We start from the raw sequence: 17635 nt of genomic DNA, 5'->3' as shown, positions 1-17635 counted from the left end.
TATTTATTTTATACTCTTGAATGGGCTTAAGTTTTAACATACATTGAAAGCTCCTCTGAAGAGTTTCACGTGTTAGTTTGAGATATTACCACTGCCACTTCCTTAATATAATTGTATTTATGTACATACAATTTTGTTCATAATTTTTGATAAATAATAATATTTTATTTTCTTTTTCATAGTTATATTTTATTTGTTTTTATCATATATTATTAATTACTATAATTTTATTGTTATTTTTGATTTCCTCCTGAATCTTTATTTTGTATACATTTTTCTGGGTTAATATAAATAACTTCCCATTGATTATTCTTGTTTTTCTTGTAATCCGCTATTTTTTTATCTACTCCATTAGTTAATTCATAAAAAAGTACATAATATTCATTATCGTCTTTGTCTTTATAGTATGCTCTTTTTTCATATCCATCTTCATTTACAATTACATCTCCATCAATCAATGAACACCAGTTTCCATATTCTATTTCTACAAAAGCTTTAGCGTCATATGCCCATCCATGATATGGTGCACATAAATAATTTTCACTACTGTAATTCATTTTAACAATTTTATAACCATCATTTTCCTTGTGTAAATATATATAGCCATAGTAATATGCAAATAAGCCTTTGTCCTCTTTGGACCCTTCAATAACTTCTAGCTCTACAAAGTATTTTAGTAAATTTGGGTTTTCTTCATCTGCTGCAACGTTATTAACTTTAATCAGATTAATGTGAAGTATATTTTTAAATGAATCTAAGAAATCATTGTATGGCAATTCTTTTTGATAAGATTTCGATAAAAAATTATATGCTACTGGATAGGGTCCTTTAGCTTCTCCTAATGATCCACATCCTGTTTTATTATTTTCTGTTGGATTAGCAGCTTCCCTAAGTACATTAAAGTAGTTTACCACAGTATCCTTTCCTGATCTAAATGGCTTTGATGGTAAGTCCATTTTATATGGATTCTTATTATAGAATTCCTTTAAAATATTAAGATTATCATCATTTAATATGGCCATATCAGATGGTCTAAAAAATTTTTCTAAATCGTAATTTTCTTCTTTACTATCAACAACCTCCAAATCTTCACCTACAACAGATTCATCAACTAATTTTCCACCTAATATATATTTATTTTCCTTCTCTGTTGCATCTATTGTCAGTGTTGTCGTCATAATCATTATTAAACATAATAGTAAATATTTTAGATTTTTCATTTTAATCTCCTTTCTAAAAATAAATAAGACCTTATTTATATCTTTTACATTTTTTTCTAAAATACACTAAAAATGTTTTTAATTTATATAAAAATTTTAACTTTATATTTCCATTTATTTTTATAATGACTTTTATATTTCAATAATCTACAATAATTACTGTAACATAAGATAAAATCAAAAGGGGATGGTTTCATTGGAAAGAATTGATGAAAGGGATACTATGTTCGCAAGAGCTCATTATAAAAAAGACAGCACTGTATATAAAGACTATTATGCCAAAAATCCAGAAAAAAAAGATATTGATGATAGTTTAAGAACTAGACCAGAATTGTTAGAAGAAGGTACAACTACATACAATGCTCTTAATTCACCAATTGCAGGAAGTGCCTTTGCTTTTTTAAGAGATATTAAAGATTTATGTGAAGGAGAAGTATCTCCTATAAAAATTGATGGTGATAGTAAAACATTTACGAAAAAGATAAAAGGAGTTGCTTCTTTATACGGTGCTTGTATGGTTGGGATAACTAAGTTAGAAAAAAAGCATATTTATACACATAAAGGTAGATCAGAAGAGGATTATGGGCAGGAAGTTAATCTTGACCACAAATTTGCAATTGCATTTGCTTGTGAAATGGATAGAGACATGGTTAACAGAGCTCCTATGATTTCAGAAATCATTGCCACATCAAAGAGTTATGTAGATGTAGCAGTTATAGGCATGATTATTTCATATTATATTAGAAGTTTAGGTTATGAAGCAAGAAATCATGTTGATGCAAACTATCTTGTTATGCCTGCCCTTATAGCAGAAGATGCAGGACTTGGTCAGATAGGTAGAAATGCCATTCTCACAAATAAAGACTACGGTTCAAGATTCAAATTAGGAGTTGTAACTACAAATTTACCTCTTGATATTGATGAAAAAATAGACTTTGGATTAGAAGATTTTTGTAAAGTATGTAAAAAATGTGCCCTTACATGTCCAACTCAGTCTTTATCTAGAGAAAACAAAATTAATAAAGATAATAAATATAATTGGATAGTAGATGTTGAAACTTGTTATGAAAAGTGGAGATACTTAGGAACTGACTGCGGTATGTGCATATCAGTATGTCCTTTTAGCCAAAATCTTGAAAGTGTAAAAAAATATAGTTCATTTAAAAAAAATGGAGTTGCTATACAAGATGTCTTGGATGAATATAAAAGAAAGTTTGGAACTAGAGTGTTTGTTCCAGGAAATCCTTCTTGGCTAAGATAAAAATTTCATTTGTATTGTTTTAAACTTTCTATCCCCTACATATAACTGGAGGGGATAGTTTTTTATTTACTTTTCTAACTTTGAAAACTTACTCTTTTCATTGTAACATGAATTACCTTAAACACAATTACACCAACTAGTAAGTTAATACCTATCGCTGGAAGTACAACTACTGCAAATAACATACTTAAGTTCATATCTCCAGGAAGACCTACTAAAATTTGAGCTGATATTAAAAATATAAATCCACTTATAGCCGTTCCTAAAGACATTAATACATTGGAAACAATAAAGTCTTGATTTTTATCAGCTAATTTTTTCATAAAAGGAACCTTATACATAGCCACCATAACTAAAAAACTTATATTTGTAGTAATAAATTTATCTATAACATTAGGTACTTGACCTCCAGGAAATGACGTTGTCATTCCAGAAAATATACCAGCTATTATACCACATATTAAACAAGCCTTATAATCGTCTTTATTTATAATCATTATTGTAAATAACATTATTAATGTCATATCAGGCTTTACACCAAATATAGCAGGCTCTATCTGGTGTAAAACTAAACCAATTCCTAAAAGTACAGCATTTAAAACTAATTTTCTTGTATTCATTTTCATAATAATATCCTCCAAAATATTTTTTAATTACATTTAAATAAATTAATTCCTCTTTTAACCTCTTAAGAGTTTTAGTTCATACCAAGATTTTCACCTACCTTTCTTTTTTGCAATAAAAAAACTCCGCCCTATATAAATAGGACGAAGTTATACTCCGCGTTGCCACCTAATTTGTGTATTATAAATACACCTCTTAATATTGGTACCATCATACCTCATTTGCTATAACGTGCAAACCACGGTAAAGTCTACTTTCACAAAGATTTCGATTTACTCCTCAAAGGCCCATTCACCAAATTTCTTCTTGTCGAGATTCCACCATCCTCAACTCTCTATTTTGAACCTAAATTTGACTACTATCCCTTATCAAAGGATTTAATTTATTATTAATAACATAATATGTAATTTATTTAATTTTGTCAACTAATTTTATGATTTTTTATTTATTAAATTATTTTAAATGGGTTTAAATTTATTGTACTACTTATAATTTCAATATTTTCAATAGTATGCAAAAATCTCTTCATCACATCTTTAAATATATCTTCTGTATCAAAATGACCACAATCCACTATGCACATATTCATATCTAAAGCATCTTGAGCCTCATGATATTTCACATCTCCTGTGATTATAACATCACAATTTTTAGATTTCGCTAGTCCTACCATGTCTGAACCTGCTCCAGTTACAACTGCAACTTTTTTTATTTTTGTATTTAATTCTCCAACAACTCTTATATGATCCATATTTAATTTTGATTTAATTTTTTCGCATAAACCTTGTAAGTTTATTTCACTATTAAGAGTAGAATATCTTCCAAGGCCTGCCGTTTTGCCTTTATTTTCTAATTTGTAAACATCATATGCCACTTCTTCATAAGGATGAGCATTAATAATTTTTGATATTGTCTTTTGTAATATGCTACTTGGAACAATAGTTTCAATTTTAACTTCTTTAACTTCTTCTATCTTACCTTTTTCGCCTATAAAAGGATTTGAATTGTCTTCTGGCCTAAATGTTCCTATTCCTGAGCTGTTAAATGTACAGTTGCTATAATTCCCTATATATCCTGCTCCACTTTCTCCTAAAGCCTCTCTGACTATTATTTCATGAGTCATGGGAGTATAAACTGCAAGTTTGTATAAAGTTTCACTTGAAGTTACACCAAGTATTTTACTATTTTCAAACTCCATTATTTCCATAAAATAGTCATTAAGACCATCAAAAGCTATATCAAAATTTGTATGCATAGAATATAGAGCTATATCATTTTTAATTAATTTATGTATAAGTCTTCCTTTTAAATCTTTTGTATTAATTTTGTTCATTTTCCTAAAAATAAAAGGATGATGTGTAACTATTAAATCCACATTTTTTTCTATAGCTTCTTCAATAACTTTTTCATTTGCCTCAAGTGAAACTAAGACAGTTTTTACTTCACTATGGAAATCTCCCACTAATAATCCTACGTTATCCCAATCATAAGCTAAATTAAGAGGATATTTATTTTCAATTTTTTTTATTAAATCATTTAACTTCATTTTTTCAACCCCTTGTTAAATTAATTTTTTTAATTTTTCTATTTTATCCTTAGCTAAATCTCTTTTAAGTATAACTGCTTCAGTATCTTTATCTCCTAATTTATTTATAATATTATTATATTTTTTTATTTTATTATTAATAAATTCAGTTAATAATTTATCTTTATTTTCTATTAATTTTTTTCCTACCTCGTAATATATATTATCTTCGACTAATGTATTTTTACCAGTGTATTTTGCTATGATTATTTCATAAAGTCTAAAATCTTCCTTTTCTAAACATTCATCTATGATTTCATACCCATTGTTTAATAAATATTGTCTTAATTCTTCTTGAGCTTGCATAGGTTGTAAAATCAATTTTTCTACACTATGAGCTACTTCTTTATTAGCTTCAAGTAGCTCACCTATTAATATGCCACCCATTCCTGCAATTATTACTTCTTCTACTTCACCTTTTTTTAATACTTCTATTCCAGATCCAAGTCTTAAATCTACCTTATCTTCTAGTTTGTTTCTTCTTACTTCATTTCTTGCATTTTCTAAAGGGCCTTTATTAATATCTGCCAATATAGCAAAGTCTATTTTATTTTGATTTAAAAGATATACAGGTATATACCCATGATCCGTACCTATATCAGCTAATCTTTTATTTTCACTTACTAAAGATGCTATTTTTAATAATCTATTCGTTAATTTCACTTTATTTCTTCCTTTCATATTCACTTGTTACATTATCTTATTATATATATTAACAATTTCTTCAGATTTTATTTCCCCATAATTAAAAATCCACTTTGATTGAGCGACGTGTAGACGAAATACTTCATGTGACAACAGGTTGATTCTTAATTTTAAGAATTTTTTATTAAGATTTAATGCGTAAAATCCTTGAAAATAAAAATTCGCCAAAGTTGGCGAATTTTTATTTTATCTATATTAATCTAAATAGTCTCTAAGTTTTTTTGATCTACTTGGATGTCTTAATTTTCTTAAAGCCTTTGCTTCTATCTGTCTTATTCTTTCACGTGTAACATCAAACTCTTTCCCAACCTCTTCAAGAGTTCTTGCTCTACCATCTTCAAGGCCAAATCTTAATTTTAATACTTTTTGTTCTCTTTCATTTAAAGAGCCTAAAACTTCTTCTATTTGATCTTTTAGTAAAGAGTATGCTGCTGCCTCTGCTGGAGCTAAAGCATCTTCATCTGGTATAAAATCTCCTAAGTGAGAGTCTTCTTCTTCACCAATTGGAGTTTCTAAAGATACTGGATCTTGAGCTATTTTCATTATTTCTCTTACTTTTTCCTCAGACATTTCCATTTCTTTAGCTATTTCTTCTGGTTTAGGATCTCTTCCTAATTCTTGTAATAATTGTCTTGAAACTCTTATTAATTTGTTTATTGTTTCTACCATGTGCACTGGTATTCTTATAGTTCTTGCTTGGTCTGCTATGGCACGAGTAATTGCTTGTCTAATCCACCATGTTGCGTAAGTTGAAAATTTAAATCCTCTTACATAATCAAACTTTTCAACAGCTTTTATTAAACCCAGATTTCCTTCTTGTATTAAATCTAAGAATAACATACCTCTACCAACATATCTTTTCGCTATACTTACAACTAATCTTAAATTGGCTTCAACTAATCTTTGTTTAGCTATTTCGTCTCCTTCTTGCATTCTTTTTGCTAGCTCAACTTCTTCATGAGGTTTAAGCAAAGAAATTTTACCTATTTCCTTTAAATACATTCTTACTGGATCATCTATACTTATTCCTTTTGGAAGAGATAAGTCTAGTTTATCCATTTCGACGTCATCTTCTTTTTTAATTTTTTCATCAACATCGTCATCTATGTTTTCCATATCTAAAGTTAAATCGTCATCATCTGCTGAAAAATCAATTGCAACTTTTTCAGTTTTATTTTCTAATATTTCAATTCCTAAATTGCCTAAAGTTTCATAAAGATTTTCAACCTTATCTTTATCTAGTTCTGTATCTGAAAAGGCTCCCATTATTTCATCTAATGTAAGAGATCCTTGTTTTTTACCTTTTTCAATAAGACTTTTTGCTGCTAACTTATTAGCTTCTCTATTATTTGCCACACTCAAACCTCCTTTCGTGAATTATAAGCTTTTTAAGCTCTTTTGTATATCTAATATTTTTAAAGTTATATTCATAATTTTTAATTCTACCTCTTTCATGGTGTCTTTATCCATTTTATTGTCACTTAAGCTTAATTCTAAATTTTTTTGTTTTTGAAGCAATTCATCAATTTCTTTGTGACGCTTATTTCTTTTCACATTTTTAATTATTTCATCAACATTTTTAGAATTATAAGTGCTTATGCTATTTAATGATATATTATCCAAATCCTTCAAATATTCTTCAGATATGTTTAAACTTTTGATTTTGTCAATAGTTATTTTGTCCAATTCTTTATTTTTAATTATTAGATTAAAAATTTCTTTACTGTCATTAATTAAGAAGTCATTCTCACTAATTTTTAACAATGCAATAAGACGAAGTTCTTTATTTTCCATTAACAGTTTAATAAAGGTTTCTTCTACAAATTTTTCACCGTTTTCGATATTTTTAATCTTTTCTATTGATTTTTGTTCAGTTTTTTTAAAATTTTTATAATTTTTTTTACTTTTATCAAAGTTTTTCCCAAAAACTTCTTCTTTCATTGCATCCAAACTAATATTAAATTCTTTACTTACATACTTAATGTAATAATCTTTTTCAACGGGAGATGATAAAGTCTTAATTATTAACGCTGCTTCTTTTGCAAATTTTATCAAATGCTCATCCTTATTAAAATCAAATTTTCTTTTTAAGATGTTAATTTGAAATACAATATGAGAAACTGAATTTTCTATAGCTTTTAAGAAACCTTCTTTCTTGTATTTTCTAATAAAGTCATCTGGATCTTTACAGTCTTTTAAATTCAAGATCTTAACATTTATATTTTGATTTCTTAATATATCTATAGCTCTAAGAGTTGCTTTGACTCCTGCATCATCTGAATCATAGGATATTATAGCAGTAGATGCATATCTTTTTATTAATTTGCCTTGTTCATTTGTTAAGGCTGTACCAAGTGTTGCTACTACGTTTTCTACTCCATATTCATATAATGATATTAAGTCCATGTAACCTTCTACTAATATTAAGATATCATTGCTTATACTTTTTTTTGCATAATTTAGCCCATATAGGTTAAATCTCTTATTAAATAGTAAAGAGTCAGGTGAATTAAGATATTTGGGCAATGAGTTATCAAGCACTCTTCCTCCAAAACCTATAACATTTCCTCTATAATCAAAAATTGGGAACATTACCCTATTTCTAAATCTGTCGTAATATTTATTACCATTTTCCTTATGCGTAACTAGTCCACTTTCAACTAAATCTTTTTTTTCATAACCTATTGATAATAAATAATCCATGAGACTATTCCATGATTCTAGAGAGTATCCTAGGCCAAACTTTTTAATTATTTTATCACTAAGTCCCCTTCTTCTAAGATAATCATACCCTTTGTTTTTGGAGTTAATCAAATTTGCAAAATAGTATCTTGCAGCTTTTAAATGAATATCTTGCATTAGTTTAATGCTTTCCATTTTTGCCTTATCTGCTTCACTTAGATTTGTCTTAAATTCTATTCCATTTTTCTCTGCTAATAATTTTACAGCTTCTATAAAATCTAAATTTTCTATTTTCATAACAAAATTTATAACATCTCCACCTTCACCACATCCAAAACATTTATAAATTTGTTTTTTCTGATTTACATGAAAAGATCCTGTTTTTTCATTATGAAATGGACATAGACCACTATAATTACTTCCTGAATTTTTTAAGTTTATGTACTGGGATATTACATTTACAATATCGCATCTGTTTTTAACTTCATCTATTAAATCTCTCATATTATTCATATTTTCACCCTCTGGTGTATTATTCGTAACATTTCTATTCTACATTAAAATTTTCATTTGTCAAATACTATTATACATAATTCGACTTTTTTTGTTAATACCCTTCTTTTTTTTATTACTTTTTTTAACTTTTTTCAAGAATATATATTTTTATTTTTATACCTTAATTTCTTTCATTTGTCGAATCACACTGTAAAATATGTTTTTTTCAAATATTTCAATTAATGTCTTATAATGTTTAGTTTATTTATAATAATTTTATATTCTTTGTCCTTGACAATTTTAGTTATTTTCATATTCGATATTTATAGTATTAAAATAAATCCAAAAATTATGTGATTTTATTAAAAATAAAAACATTTGATTTGTAATCAAATGTTTTTATTTTTAATATTCAATTTTAAAATGTATAATTTCCAAATGCCTCAAAATTATTTAGTATTTTTCCTTCTTCATTAATAAATATATGTGTGGAATTGAAAGCCATTTCTTTATTCACAGTACACTTTATTACATTCATATTTTTCTTTAAATATTTTTTGAAATCTTTATATAAATCATCATCAATATAATAAATATATACATTTTTAAACTTTTCAAATTTTTTTAATATATGCTTATAATTTCTATATTCAAATGCTGTAAGTATAATATTCCCCTCATAAGATAAAGTTTTTGGTATATCTATTAATCCTGTAGTTACTATATTAACCTCTACTCCTTTTTGTAAAGCAAAATTTACTATTTTGTCTAAATCTTCGTAGAAAAATGGATCTCCACCTGTAAAAAATACCTTTTTTAAACCAAGATTAAATAACGAATCTATTATTCTTAGCCAACTACTACAAATTAGTTCTTTTTTTATATTATTGTATGGAGTGCATAAACATAAAGATTTCAAATATTTTCCACAGTTTGTACATCCTCCGCTACAAATATTATTTAACTTGATATGAGCAGTTGAAGTATCTTTGCCATTTAAATTATCATTTAAATATAAATACATATAACCTCCTAGTTTTAATCACATGTCTATTTTATTCCTCTGAAAGCACAATTTGTGGTCTAGTTAAGTAGTTGTCTTTTTGCTCTAAAATTTGAGAACTTATAATATACTCCGGTCCATCACTTGTATTAAACGAAAAGTAATTTTCACCTATATTAACTTCATTCATAATATAAGTTGGCGCATATCGGATAATTATTCTAGTGATATATGATGGAGGACAATATAATGTATCTTTAAACCCTCTTTCATATTTTTGCGGGAATATAGTTGAGCCTTCACATTCATCATCTACATCAGAAGGTTTTAATATTTTATTTTTTTCATATATTTCTTTACACTTCTCTTTGTTAATTTTTTGTCTTTCTACAATTTGAAAGTTAGTTAGATGTATATGCAAACATACATCGTCATCACATAAGTTTATAAACTCCCATAAAAAAGTTGAACCAACTCTTACAACAAAATCTGGAGGATTTGTATATATGTCATTATTTATAAAATACCCATCTTTACATTTTTCTTTTTTTCGTTCATAAAAAAAAGTTGAAATTTTATTAGAGTTAATTTTCATAGGAGGATATTTGATAAAATTTTTAGGGAAATTATACTCTATTTTTTTACTAGTTTTTGCAACAGTAAATCTCATAATATCTTGGCACTCATCTAAGGATAATAAGTTTTTCATTATAATCTTATCATTTTTTTTATATTTGGAAAAATCTATAAGTAAGTCAATCCTTTCTCCTGGGTACAATACAAAATCTAATAATTCTTGAGCTTTATCAAGGTATCCACCATCACTACCTATTTGAATCATTTTACTGTTATCAGACAAGGCTATCTTATAGGGTCTAGTGTTAGAACTATTCAAAATATGAAATCTGTACAATTGATTCTTCACATCTAAATTAGGCCATACTTTACCATTAACTAAAATTGCTTCACCATAAAACGCTGATTTCCAATAAGGATGATTTAAATTAGTTTTTTCATCTTCATAATAAAGAGAACCATCTTCATAAAAAGACTTATCCTGAATAACTAATGGAATATGATACTCATCCTTTGGTAAATTATATTTTTCGTCTTTTATAAAATATAATCCACACAATCCGGAGTAAACTGAATATCTTGATACTCCCGGACTTTGTTCATAGTACCAAAGCATAGCGCCACTTTGATCATTTGTGTATTTATAATAATTAGTGGAATAAGTTGGCCCCTTAATCCCTGTTGCAGTATACCAAGCTTTAGGATGACCATCGTAAATAGGAGGTACACACATTCCATGAACATGTATGACTAACGTAGGAGGCCACTGCCCTTCTTTAGAATCATCTTCTATATCACTAAATATTATGTTATTAGGATTAGGCCAAGCAAGGGTCTTATCAATTTTAAACATGTATTCTCCTAATATTTTATTATTCCATTGTATATTTGTATTTACATCTCTATCAACTTCAAACGTAGGTCCTGGCGAGTGCTTTATGTATTTAATGCCTTTATTATTTTCATCTTTGCAAAGTCCCCCAAAGCCCCATACCTTTGTTTTATTAAAGCCTTCTGGTAATATTTGTTGATAAAATTCACATGCATCTACGCTATAGTGGTGATTTATTTTATCTTCTCTTTTATAAAAAGAAGGTACAAAAACAGGTAGTTTATCTAATTTATTTTTGAATTTAGGAATATAGGATGGGTTTAATTTTTTCATAAATATACTATTTTTCACCTACCTTTTAATGTTCTATATAAAAGAATTATTCTAATTAAATATATGTTTTTTATTTTTTTTAATTCCTCTATAGACATAAGAAAAACTCTCATAAAAGTATTTATTTACTATCATGAGAGTACATATTCGTTACTGTAAAAATTAATTATTTTAATTTTAAACTCCTTAAATCACTCTATATTATTTACATTTACAACGTTTATTCTTTTTAAGGCAATTATGGCTACAAGTTTTTTTCTTATTACAACCCTCATCTACAAAAGTAACATTAAATTTAATTGTATTTTTCTTGTCTAAGCAGCAACACTCTCTTTCACAGCAGCAATTCCCATTAAGATCGCATATACATTCAAAACAGCGTCCACATTTACATTCAAAAACAAATCTACAACCCTTCTTGCTTTTTTGGAAAAGAATCATATTGCAAAAGCGTCCACATTTGCAGTGACCTCTACATTTACAACAGCGCTTACACTTACATGATCTTTCACATGGCTGATCACAATGATGGTTTTCATGATGACATTTTTTTTCACAGCATCGATGTCCTTTATAACTTTTACCTTTACAACAACATTTACGCTTGTCCTTATCCATATATTTCACCCCTCTCTAAGGATTATTTTTTAACTTATCCTTGATATACTATATGTTAAGTTAAAAAAACTTGTTACTATATGTAATATAATTAATTATTTTTATATTTAAAGTCAAAAAAAGGAGCTATATGCTCCTTTTCAATATTTTTATTTTATTTTTTTGGTAATTTTCTCTATTTAATTTTTCTTTTCTGTACTTAGTTAATCCATTTATTTTTGTGATATAATCAATATCTTCACTTAATCTAATAAGACTTGTAAGGTAGTATAAATCAGTGCTTCTTGGCACTTTTTTTCTTATAACTAAATCAATGGCTGTTTTTGCACTGTCGAAACACCTAAGGTGGGTATGGCCATCTGCAAATGTTTTTTTAGTGTTATAAGCTATATAACCATTTTTCACTTGGAAAATGATAAACTCTCTTTTTTCATACACTTTATTATACATTTAACCAAATCCTTTTAGTTATTGTAATTATATCTCATTAAATTTTATTTATTAATCAATTAATTCTGATACAGTAACAAATTTGTATCCTTCTTTCATCATTTCAGGTATTATTGTATCTAATGCTTTTACAGTGTTTTCTGTTGCATAATCGTGAAGTAAAATTATGTCTCCATTTTTAGATTTGTTAATTATCGTATCTGAAATTTGTGACGAAGGTGGATTTTTCCAATCCTTAACATCTAGGGTAGTCCAAAGTATTATTTTGTATCCACATTCCTTTGCAATTTCTCCTAATTTTGTTTCACTATAACTTCCATATGGAGGCCTGAATGAAGTAGGTTTCTTTCCAGTTAATTTTACTAAAGTATCTTCACATTCTTTTATTTCTCGTTTTATATCCTCACTACTTAAGTTGCTGATATCAGGATGAGTAAAGGTATGATTACCTATTTCATGTCCTTCTTTAGCTGCTCTTATTAATGGCTCGCTATACCAATTAGCATGCTTTCCTACCACAAAGAAAGTTCCTTTAACATTATACTTATTTAGTACATCTAAAACCTCATGGGTTTCTTTTGGGTGTGGCCCATCATCAAAGGTTAGGGCTATTATTTTTTCTTCTCTTGAACCATTTTTGAAAAATATATCATTGTTTTCCACTAATGAGAATACCTCATGATAATTAGGAATTATAATAAATAAGATTATCATAAATAATAAAATGTTTTTAACTTTAGGTGTCATTATAGTCTTACTTCCTTCCTTGTATTAACCAAAAAAGTTTTCTGTATAGTAAGTTTTATATTTTCCTCCAAATACAACTCCTACACCGATATATTTATAATTCCCCAAAATATTTTTTCTATGATCCTCTGAATTCATCAATCCATTATGAACAAATATGGCACTTGTTTGCCCAGCCGCAATATTTTCTCCTGCACTTAAATAATCAATACCTTCTTTTTCCATCCTATCAAATGGAGTTTTATTTTTTAAATTTACATGATCAAAAAAATCATTATTTTTCATATCTTCACTATGTTTTTTAGCACATATAGTTGCCTTTTCATTATAATATAATCCATTTAAATTATATTTATATCGTGTACTATTTACTAAATCTATTATTTGATACATAAAACTTTTTTCTATATCTTTATCTTGCGGTGGATATATATATTTTATTTCATCTTCACAAGATTTTTCAATTATTTGATAAGCACAAATTTTATTTTTATTAAACTTGTCATAAAATACTGTAATATACTTTTTATTTTTGTATATGACGCTGTAATCATTATTAGAAGATATGTCATATTTTATATTTCCTTTGTTTTTATACCTTAGTAATTCGTAATTTTCTTTTATATATTTTATATCTTTGTTAATATAAATACCTTCATTTTCACAAGAATCAATATTATTTGTAAATAAAGCTACTACTTTACTATTCTTTATTCCCACCATAACAAAATTTTCTTTATATCCATTGTACACATACCAATTAAATTTATACTCACTTTTATCTATTCTATTTGGTTTATTTATTTTTTTTATTACAGAATCCTTTGAGTCACCTATTTTAATTTGTTTAAAATTATAAACTTTTTTAATGTTAGTTTCTTTGTTATCATCTGTTTCAACCTTTGTGTTTAAATCGTTTTTCAAAAATTTTTCTTGTATTTCTTCTCTAATTTCCATAAAATAACCTGTATTATAAAAAAACACCAAAAATATTACTAGAAATATAGATATTATTTTTTTCAAAATATCACCCTTTCAAATAGAGGTGTAATAAAAATTTTGCTTAAGCCACTGGATGGTCGCTACCACTTCAGCCAACCACCTTGCTCAAAATTCACTAGTATTAAAAAAGCTTTATCCTAAGATAAAGCTATAATTTAACACAAAATAATTCGTCTAAACTTCTTCCAAAAACAGATGGCTTATCAAATTTCCATGTTCCTTCATAAATTAATTCCCCATTTAAATAAAAAGTACCTTGTCCATGTTTTTTACCATGCATGAATTCTCCCTCATATCTTTTATCTTCACTCCAAATATAAGTTCCAAATCCATGTATTAGATTATTTTTCCACTGCCCTTCATAAATAAGATTTCCATCACAATCAAAACATTGACCTTCTCCATCCATCTTTCCTTCTTTAAACTCTCCATTGTATTTTACACTATCATTCCAGGTGAATATTCCTGTTCCATGTTTTTTTCCATCTTTCCATTCACCTATGTATTCATCTCCATTTGAATAACTCATCTGGCCTATTCCATTCATTAAGTCCTCATTGAACTTGCCTAAATAAAGATTGCCATTTTCAAATTTACATTCACCAATACCTTCTCTTAAATTATTCTCAAATTCACCCAAGTATTCCATGATAATTTTACCATCATCATACATTACATAATAACCCCTACCATGTAGTTCATTTTTCTGTATTTTTCCTATATATTTATCTCCATTTGAAAAACAGTAAATCTTATCCTTAGTACATGAAAATTCGTCTTCTTCATTCAATTCTTCTTTTTCTACTAAAGACATTTCTTCCTCAGTTGCTATAGCTTGTTTTTTTTCAGCTTTCCTTTTCATGTTTTCAACTGATCTAATGGTTTTTTTATAAATATTAACTTCTCGTAAATAATCCTTATATATATTAACAAAATCTTTTGATATACTCATCATCATCCCCCATTTTCTATATGGTATTTCTTATATATTATTATAAAGTAATAGGAATTTTTTTTCCATACTTACTTAATTTTATAATTGTATATATTCATTTTATTAATCTTTTGAAGATTATATTATAAACTGCATATGAAAATACGTATTTGTATTTTAAATTAATAAAAGCCAGAACATAGCCTGGCTTTAGTTTATAAAAATTTTTCTTTAAATCCTTTACCCTTAACTTCATTTATATCATTAACTGAAATAAAAGCCCTATCATCGTATTTTAATGCTATCTCTTTTATTTTCGGAATTTCTCTAGATAAAACTACACAATAAATAATTTTTTTCTTTTCATGGGTATATCCACCCTCTGCGTCTAAAAATGTTACTCCTCTAACTAAATTATCCATGATCTCATCTGCTATAGGTTCTGAGTTGTTAGAAAACACCATAACTGCTTTTTCATCATTTAAAGCATCTTTTATATAATTCATAACTTGAGCATTTATAAACATTGAAATCAAAGTATATAAAGCTAAATTTGCTCCAAATAATAAAGAACTTACAGATACAATGGCTAAATTTGTTCCGAAACTAGTAGTTTTCATTGCAATATTTAATTTATTCTTTAGGATTGCTCCTAGTATATCTGTACCTCCAAGAGATGATTTTGTTCTAAATACTAATCCATTACCTATTCCACATAATATACCTCCATACACACTTTGTAGTAGTATATCATCAATTGGAATAATATTTCCTATATCTTGTGTTATACCAATAATTATAGAAAATAGTATCATATTTATTAGACTTGTAATTAAAAAATCTTTTTCTAAAAATATAAATCCTAAAATAAAAATAGGTACATTAATAAGAAACGTAATAAATCCAACATTTATATTGGATAAGTAATTAATTGCTGTTGATACACCAGCTACTCCTCCACTTAACAAATGTGCCTGTCTTAAGAAACCATTTACACCAATGGACATGATTGTAATACCCACTATTATTATTGAGTACCTTACATAAATATTTTCATGCTCCATTGTATTAACCTTACTCATAAAACACCCTCCAAATAAATAAAACGAATTATAACTTACGTCTTTGTTGTTTTTTACATTACTATATTATCATACTTCTTATAACTATGCATGATTTATTTCATTTTTTTTTAAAAGGGAAATTTCACTTTCAATCCATTTTATTCCAAAACCTCTTTTTTCATTTATTTTGTAGTTCCATTTATAATAATTTTTCCACTTTTATCTATATAATTATTTTTACTTTCATTAATTTGCGCATATCCTTCTAAAAAATCAGATACTGATTTAAACACTGGTTGAATCACCATTTCCCCTTCTTTATTTATAAAACCCCAGTGTCCTTGTGAAAAGTGCCCTTTTTTTATATTAACCCTTGCCAGTCCTTCATTAAAACTGCATGCATAATCAAATTTTGTATCAATAACTAATTTTCCACTTTTGTCTATATATCCCCATTTATTATTAATACATACTGGCGCCAAATCTTCTTTAAAGCTTTTCGCTTTATCGTATGAATAGTCAATAACTAGTTTTCCATTCTTATCTATATAGCCCCACTTATTTTCTTTTCTAACACTTGCTAAATTTTGAGAAAAGTCAGAACCCATAATAAAATCACCATCTATTATTATCTTTCCACTTTTATCTATATAGCCATATCTATTTTTAGTCTCTATTAAAGCCCTTTCATCATAAAAGTTATTTACATAAGAAAAGATAGGGTCTATAACCATCTCTCCTTTGTTATTTATAAACCCCCACTTTTTATTTAATCTAACACCACAAAGCTCTTCATTGAAGTTTAAAGCTGCTCTATATAAAGGTTTTATCTCTTGTTCTAAATTCACATTAAAAAAGCCATACTTACCATCTATCCTGACTTTTGATAAGCCTTCACAAAATTGATTTGCACTTTCAAGTTGCAAAAAGAAATGTGTAACTCCTTTGTGGTCTATGTATCCAAAAACCCACTTTGTATTTTTTCTTATTTTTTTTATATAAGTGACAATGCAGTAGCCTTCTTTAAACCTACTAGAAACATAGTTATACTTGGGTCTAATAACCATTTTATACTCATTATCAATAAACCCATATTTACCATCTATTAATATTGGCAAAATCAACTCCCTACTCATATAATCTCTCCTAAAATAATAATCTTTCTATATCTTATTATTTCTTTAACTTACATATACTAAAATAAAATTTCTCCTACATAAAAAATTCGCTTCGCTTGAGCGACGTGTCGGCGAAACACTTCATGTCGCCAACGAGATGCCTTTGAACAACGTGTTGGCGAATCATTTTGCTATCGCTTTAAGCTACTGCGTGGAAGCTATGAAATTTCAGGCAACGACCTTGCTCAAAAATACATTTTTTACATTTCCTAAATGAGTTGATATAACTTAATTCCAGAGTTTATCAACAGCGTAAATTCAACTATAGTTTCCTTGTATGTAAAAAAGATATAGATTAAAGTTTCAATCTATATCTTTCTACATAT

At 27.2% G+C, this 17635-nt stretch carries 15 protein-coding genes and 1 other annotated feature; of the genes, 1 reads left to right on the top strand and 14 read right to left on the bottom strand.

The genetic code is table 11. The features are described 5' to 3' along the window. Window positions 1-233: 233 nt before the first annotated feature. Entirely contained in the window at window positions 234-1220 is a 987-nt protein-coding gene (locus tag K0040_RS07695) for a hypothetical protein (RefSeq protein ID WP_228108339.1), read from the bottom strand. Between the two features lie 196 nt (window positions 1221-1416). Here K0040_RS07695 and K0040_RS07690 point away from each other — a divergent pair, with 196 nt between their 5' ends. After that, complete coding sequence (locus tag K0040_RS07690) at window positions 1417-2481, top strand: 4Fe-4S dicluster domain-containing protein (protein WP_228108338.1); 1065 nt, start codon at window positions 1417-1419, stop codon at window positions 2479-2481. 74 nt (window positions 2482-2555) lie between these two features. On the opposite strand, the gene K0040_RS07685 is transcribed toward K0040_RS07690, so the two are convergent. The 13 genes from K0040_RS07685 to K0040_RS07625 all read right to left on the bottom strand — a co-directional run bounded on the left by K0040_RS07685 (window position 2556) and on the right by K0040_RS07625 (window position 17267). Further along, a complete protein-coding gene (locus K0040_RS07685; RefSeq protein WP_228108337.1) occupies window positions 2556-3107 on the bottom strand; it encodes a tryptophan transporter in 552 nt (183 codons plus the stop codon). A gap of 134 nt (window positions 3108-3241) precedes the next feature. Continuing rightward, window positions 3242-3486: a binding site (T-box leader), on the bottom strand. Between the two features lie 67 nt (window positions 3487-3553). After that, a complete protein-coding gene (locus K0040_RS07680; RefSeq protein ID WP_228108336.1) occupies window positions 3554-4651 on the bottom strand; it encodes a Nif3-like dinuclear metal center hexameric protein in 1098 nt (365 codons plus the stop codon). A 15-nt stretch (window positions 4652-4666) separates the two neighbouring features. Further along, the gene (locus tag K0040_RS07675; RefSeq protein WP_228108335.1) at window positions 4667-5353 is read right to left on the bottom strand and encodes a tRNA (adenine(22)-N(1))-methyltransferase; all 687 of its coding nucleotides are present in this window, start codon (window positions 5351-5353) and stop codon (window positions 4667-4669) included. A 237-nt stretch (window positions 5354-5590) separates the two neighbouring features. Continuing rightward, window positions 5591-6751 carry an RNA polymerase sigma factor RpoD gene (gene rpoD / locus K0040_RS07670; protein ID WP_228108334.1) on the bottom strand — a complete coding sequence of 387 codons (1161 nt, stop codon included), beginning with the start codon at window positions 6749-6751 and terminating at the stop codon, window positions 5591-5593. 21 nt (window positions 6752-6772) lie between these two features. Continuing rightward, on the bottom strand, window positions 6773-8590 hold the full coding sequence (dnaG, locus tag K0040_RS07665) for a DNA primase (protein ID WP_228108333.1): 1818 nt from the start codon (window positions 8588-8590) through the stop codon (window positions 6773-6775). Window positions 8591-8990: 400 nt separating this feature from the next. Next, entirely contained in the window at window positions 8991-9596 is a 606-nt protein-coding gene (locus tag K0040_RS07660) for a radical SAM protein (RefSeq protein ID WP_228108332.1), read from the bottom strand. 31 nt (window positions 9597-9627) lie between these two features. Then, window positions 9628-11316, bottom strand: coding sequence for a multicopper oxidase family protein (locus K0040_RS07655; RefSeq protein ID WP_228108331.1), 1689 nt, complete (start codon window positions 11314-11316; stop codon window positions 9628-9630). A gap of 744 nt (window positions 11317-12060) precedes the next feature. Then, window positions 12061-12384: a hypothetical protein gene (locus K0040_RS07650; RefSeq protein ID WP_228108330.1), complete on the bottom strand. Its 324-nt coding sequence runs from the start codon at window positions 12382-12384 to the stop codon at window positions 12061-12063. A gap of 51 nt (window positions 12385-12435) precedes the next feature. After that, complete coding sequence (locus K0040_RS07645) at window positions 12436-13131, bottom strand: polysaccharide deacetylase family protein (protein WP_228108329.1); 696 nt, start codon at window positions 13129-13131, stop codon at window positions 12436-12438. 24 nt (window positions 13132-13155) lie between these two features. Next, the gene (locus K0040_RS07640; protein WP_228108328.1) at window positions 13156-14154 is read right to left on the bottom strand and encodes a CAP domain-containing protein; all 999 of its coding nucleotides are present in this window, start codon (window positions 14152-14154) and stop codon (window positions 13156-13158) included. A gap of 127 nt (window positions 14155-14281) precedes the next feature. Further along, entirely contained in the window at window positions 14282-15085 is an 804-nt protein-coding gene (locus K0040_RS07635; RefSeq protein WP_228108327.1) for an MORN repeat-containing protein, read from the bottom strand. A 197-nt stretch (window positions 15086-15282) separates the two neighbouring features. Then, on the bottom strand, window positions 15283-16149 hold the full coding sequence (locus K0040_RS07630) for a YitT family protein (protein WP_228108326.1): 867 nt from the start codon (window positions 16147-16149) through the stop codon (window positions 15283-15285). A gap of 164 nt (window positions 16150-16313) precedes the next feature. Then, window positions 16314-17267 (bottom strand): WG repeat-containing protein, encoded by a 954-nt coding sequence (locus tag K0040_RS07625; protein ID WP_228108325.1) that lies wholly within the window; start codon window positions 17265-17267, stop codon window positions 16314-16316. Between the last annotated feature and the right edge of the window lie 368 nt (window positions 17268-17635).

Origin of the sequence: Terrisporobacter petrolearius (genome assembly GCF_020748185.1) — a bacterium.
Taxonomy (GTDB): Bacteria; Bacillota; Clostridia; order Peptostreptococcales; family Peptostreptococcaceae; genus Terrisporobacter; species Terrisporobacter petrolearius.
The sequence above is the reverse complement of the archived record's forward strand: the minus strand, read 5'-3'. Positions and strand labels throughout refer to the sequence as shown.

Excerpts from the sequence above, each read along its gene's own strand:
- K0040_RS07630 (WP_228108326.1), bottom strand. The coding sequence starts at position 16,149 with ATGAGTAAGGTTAATACAATGGAGCATGAAAATATTTATGTAAGGTAC.
- dnaG (WP_228108333.1), bottom strand. The coding sequence starts at position 8,590 with ATGAATAATATGAGAGATTTAATAGATGAAGTTAAAAACAGATGCGAT.
- K0040_RS07655 (WP_228108331.1), bottom strand. The coding sequence starts at position 11,316 with ATGAAAAAATTAAACCCATCCTATATTCCTAAATTCAAAAATAAATTA.
- K0040_RS07635 (WP_228108327.1), bottom strand. The coding sequence starts at position 15,085 with ATGAGTATATCAAAAGATTTTGTTAATATATATAAGGATTATTTACGA.
- K0040_RS07680 (WP_228108336.1), bottom strand. The coding sequence starts at position 4,651 with ATGAAGTTAAATGATTTAATAAAAAAAATTGAAAATAAATATCCTCTT.
- K0040_RS07695 (WP_228108339.1), bottom strand. The coding sequence starts at position 1,220 with ATGAAAAATCTAAAATATTTACTATTATGTTTAATAATGATTATGACG.
- K0040_RS07645 (WP_228108329.1), bottom strand. The coding sequence starts at position 13,131 with ATGACACCTAAAGTTAAAAACATTTTATTATTTATGATAATCTTATTT.
- K0040_RS07650 (WP_228108330.1), bottom strand. The coding sequence starts at position 12,384 with ATGTATAATAAAGTGTATGAAAAAAGAGAGTTTATCATTTTCCAAGTG.
- K0040_RS07660 (WP_228108332.1), bottom strand. The coding sequence starts at position 9,596 with ATGTATTTATATTTAAATGATAATTTAAATGGCAAAGATACTTCAACT.
- K0040_RS07625 (WP_228108325.1), bottom strand. The coding sequence starts at position 17,267 with ATGAGTAGGGAGTTGATTTTGCCAATATTAATAGATGGTAAATATGGG.
- K0040_RS07685 (WP_228108337.1), bottom strand. The coding sequence starts at position 3,107 with ATGAAAATGAATACAAGAAAATTAGTTTTAAATGCTGTACTTTTAGGA.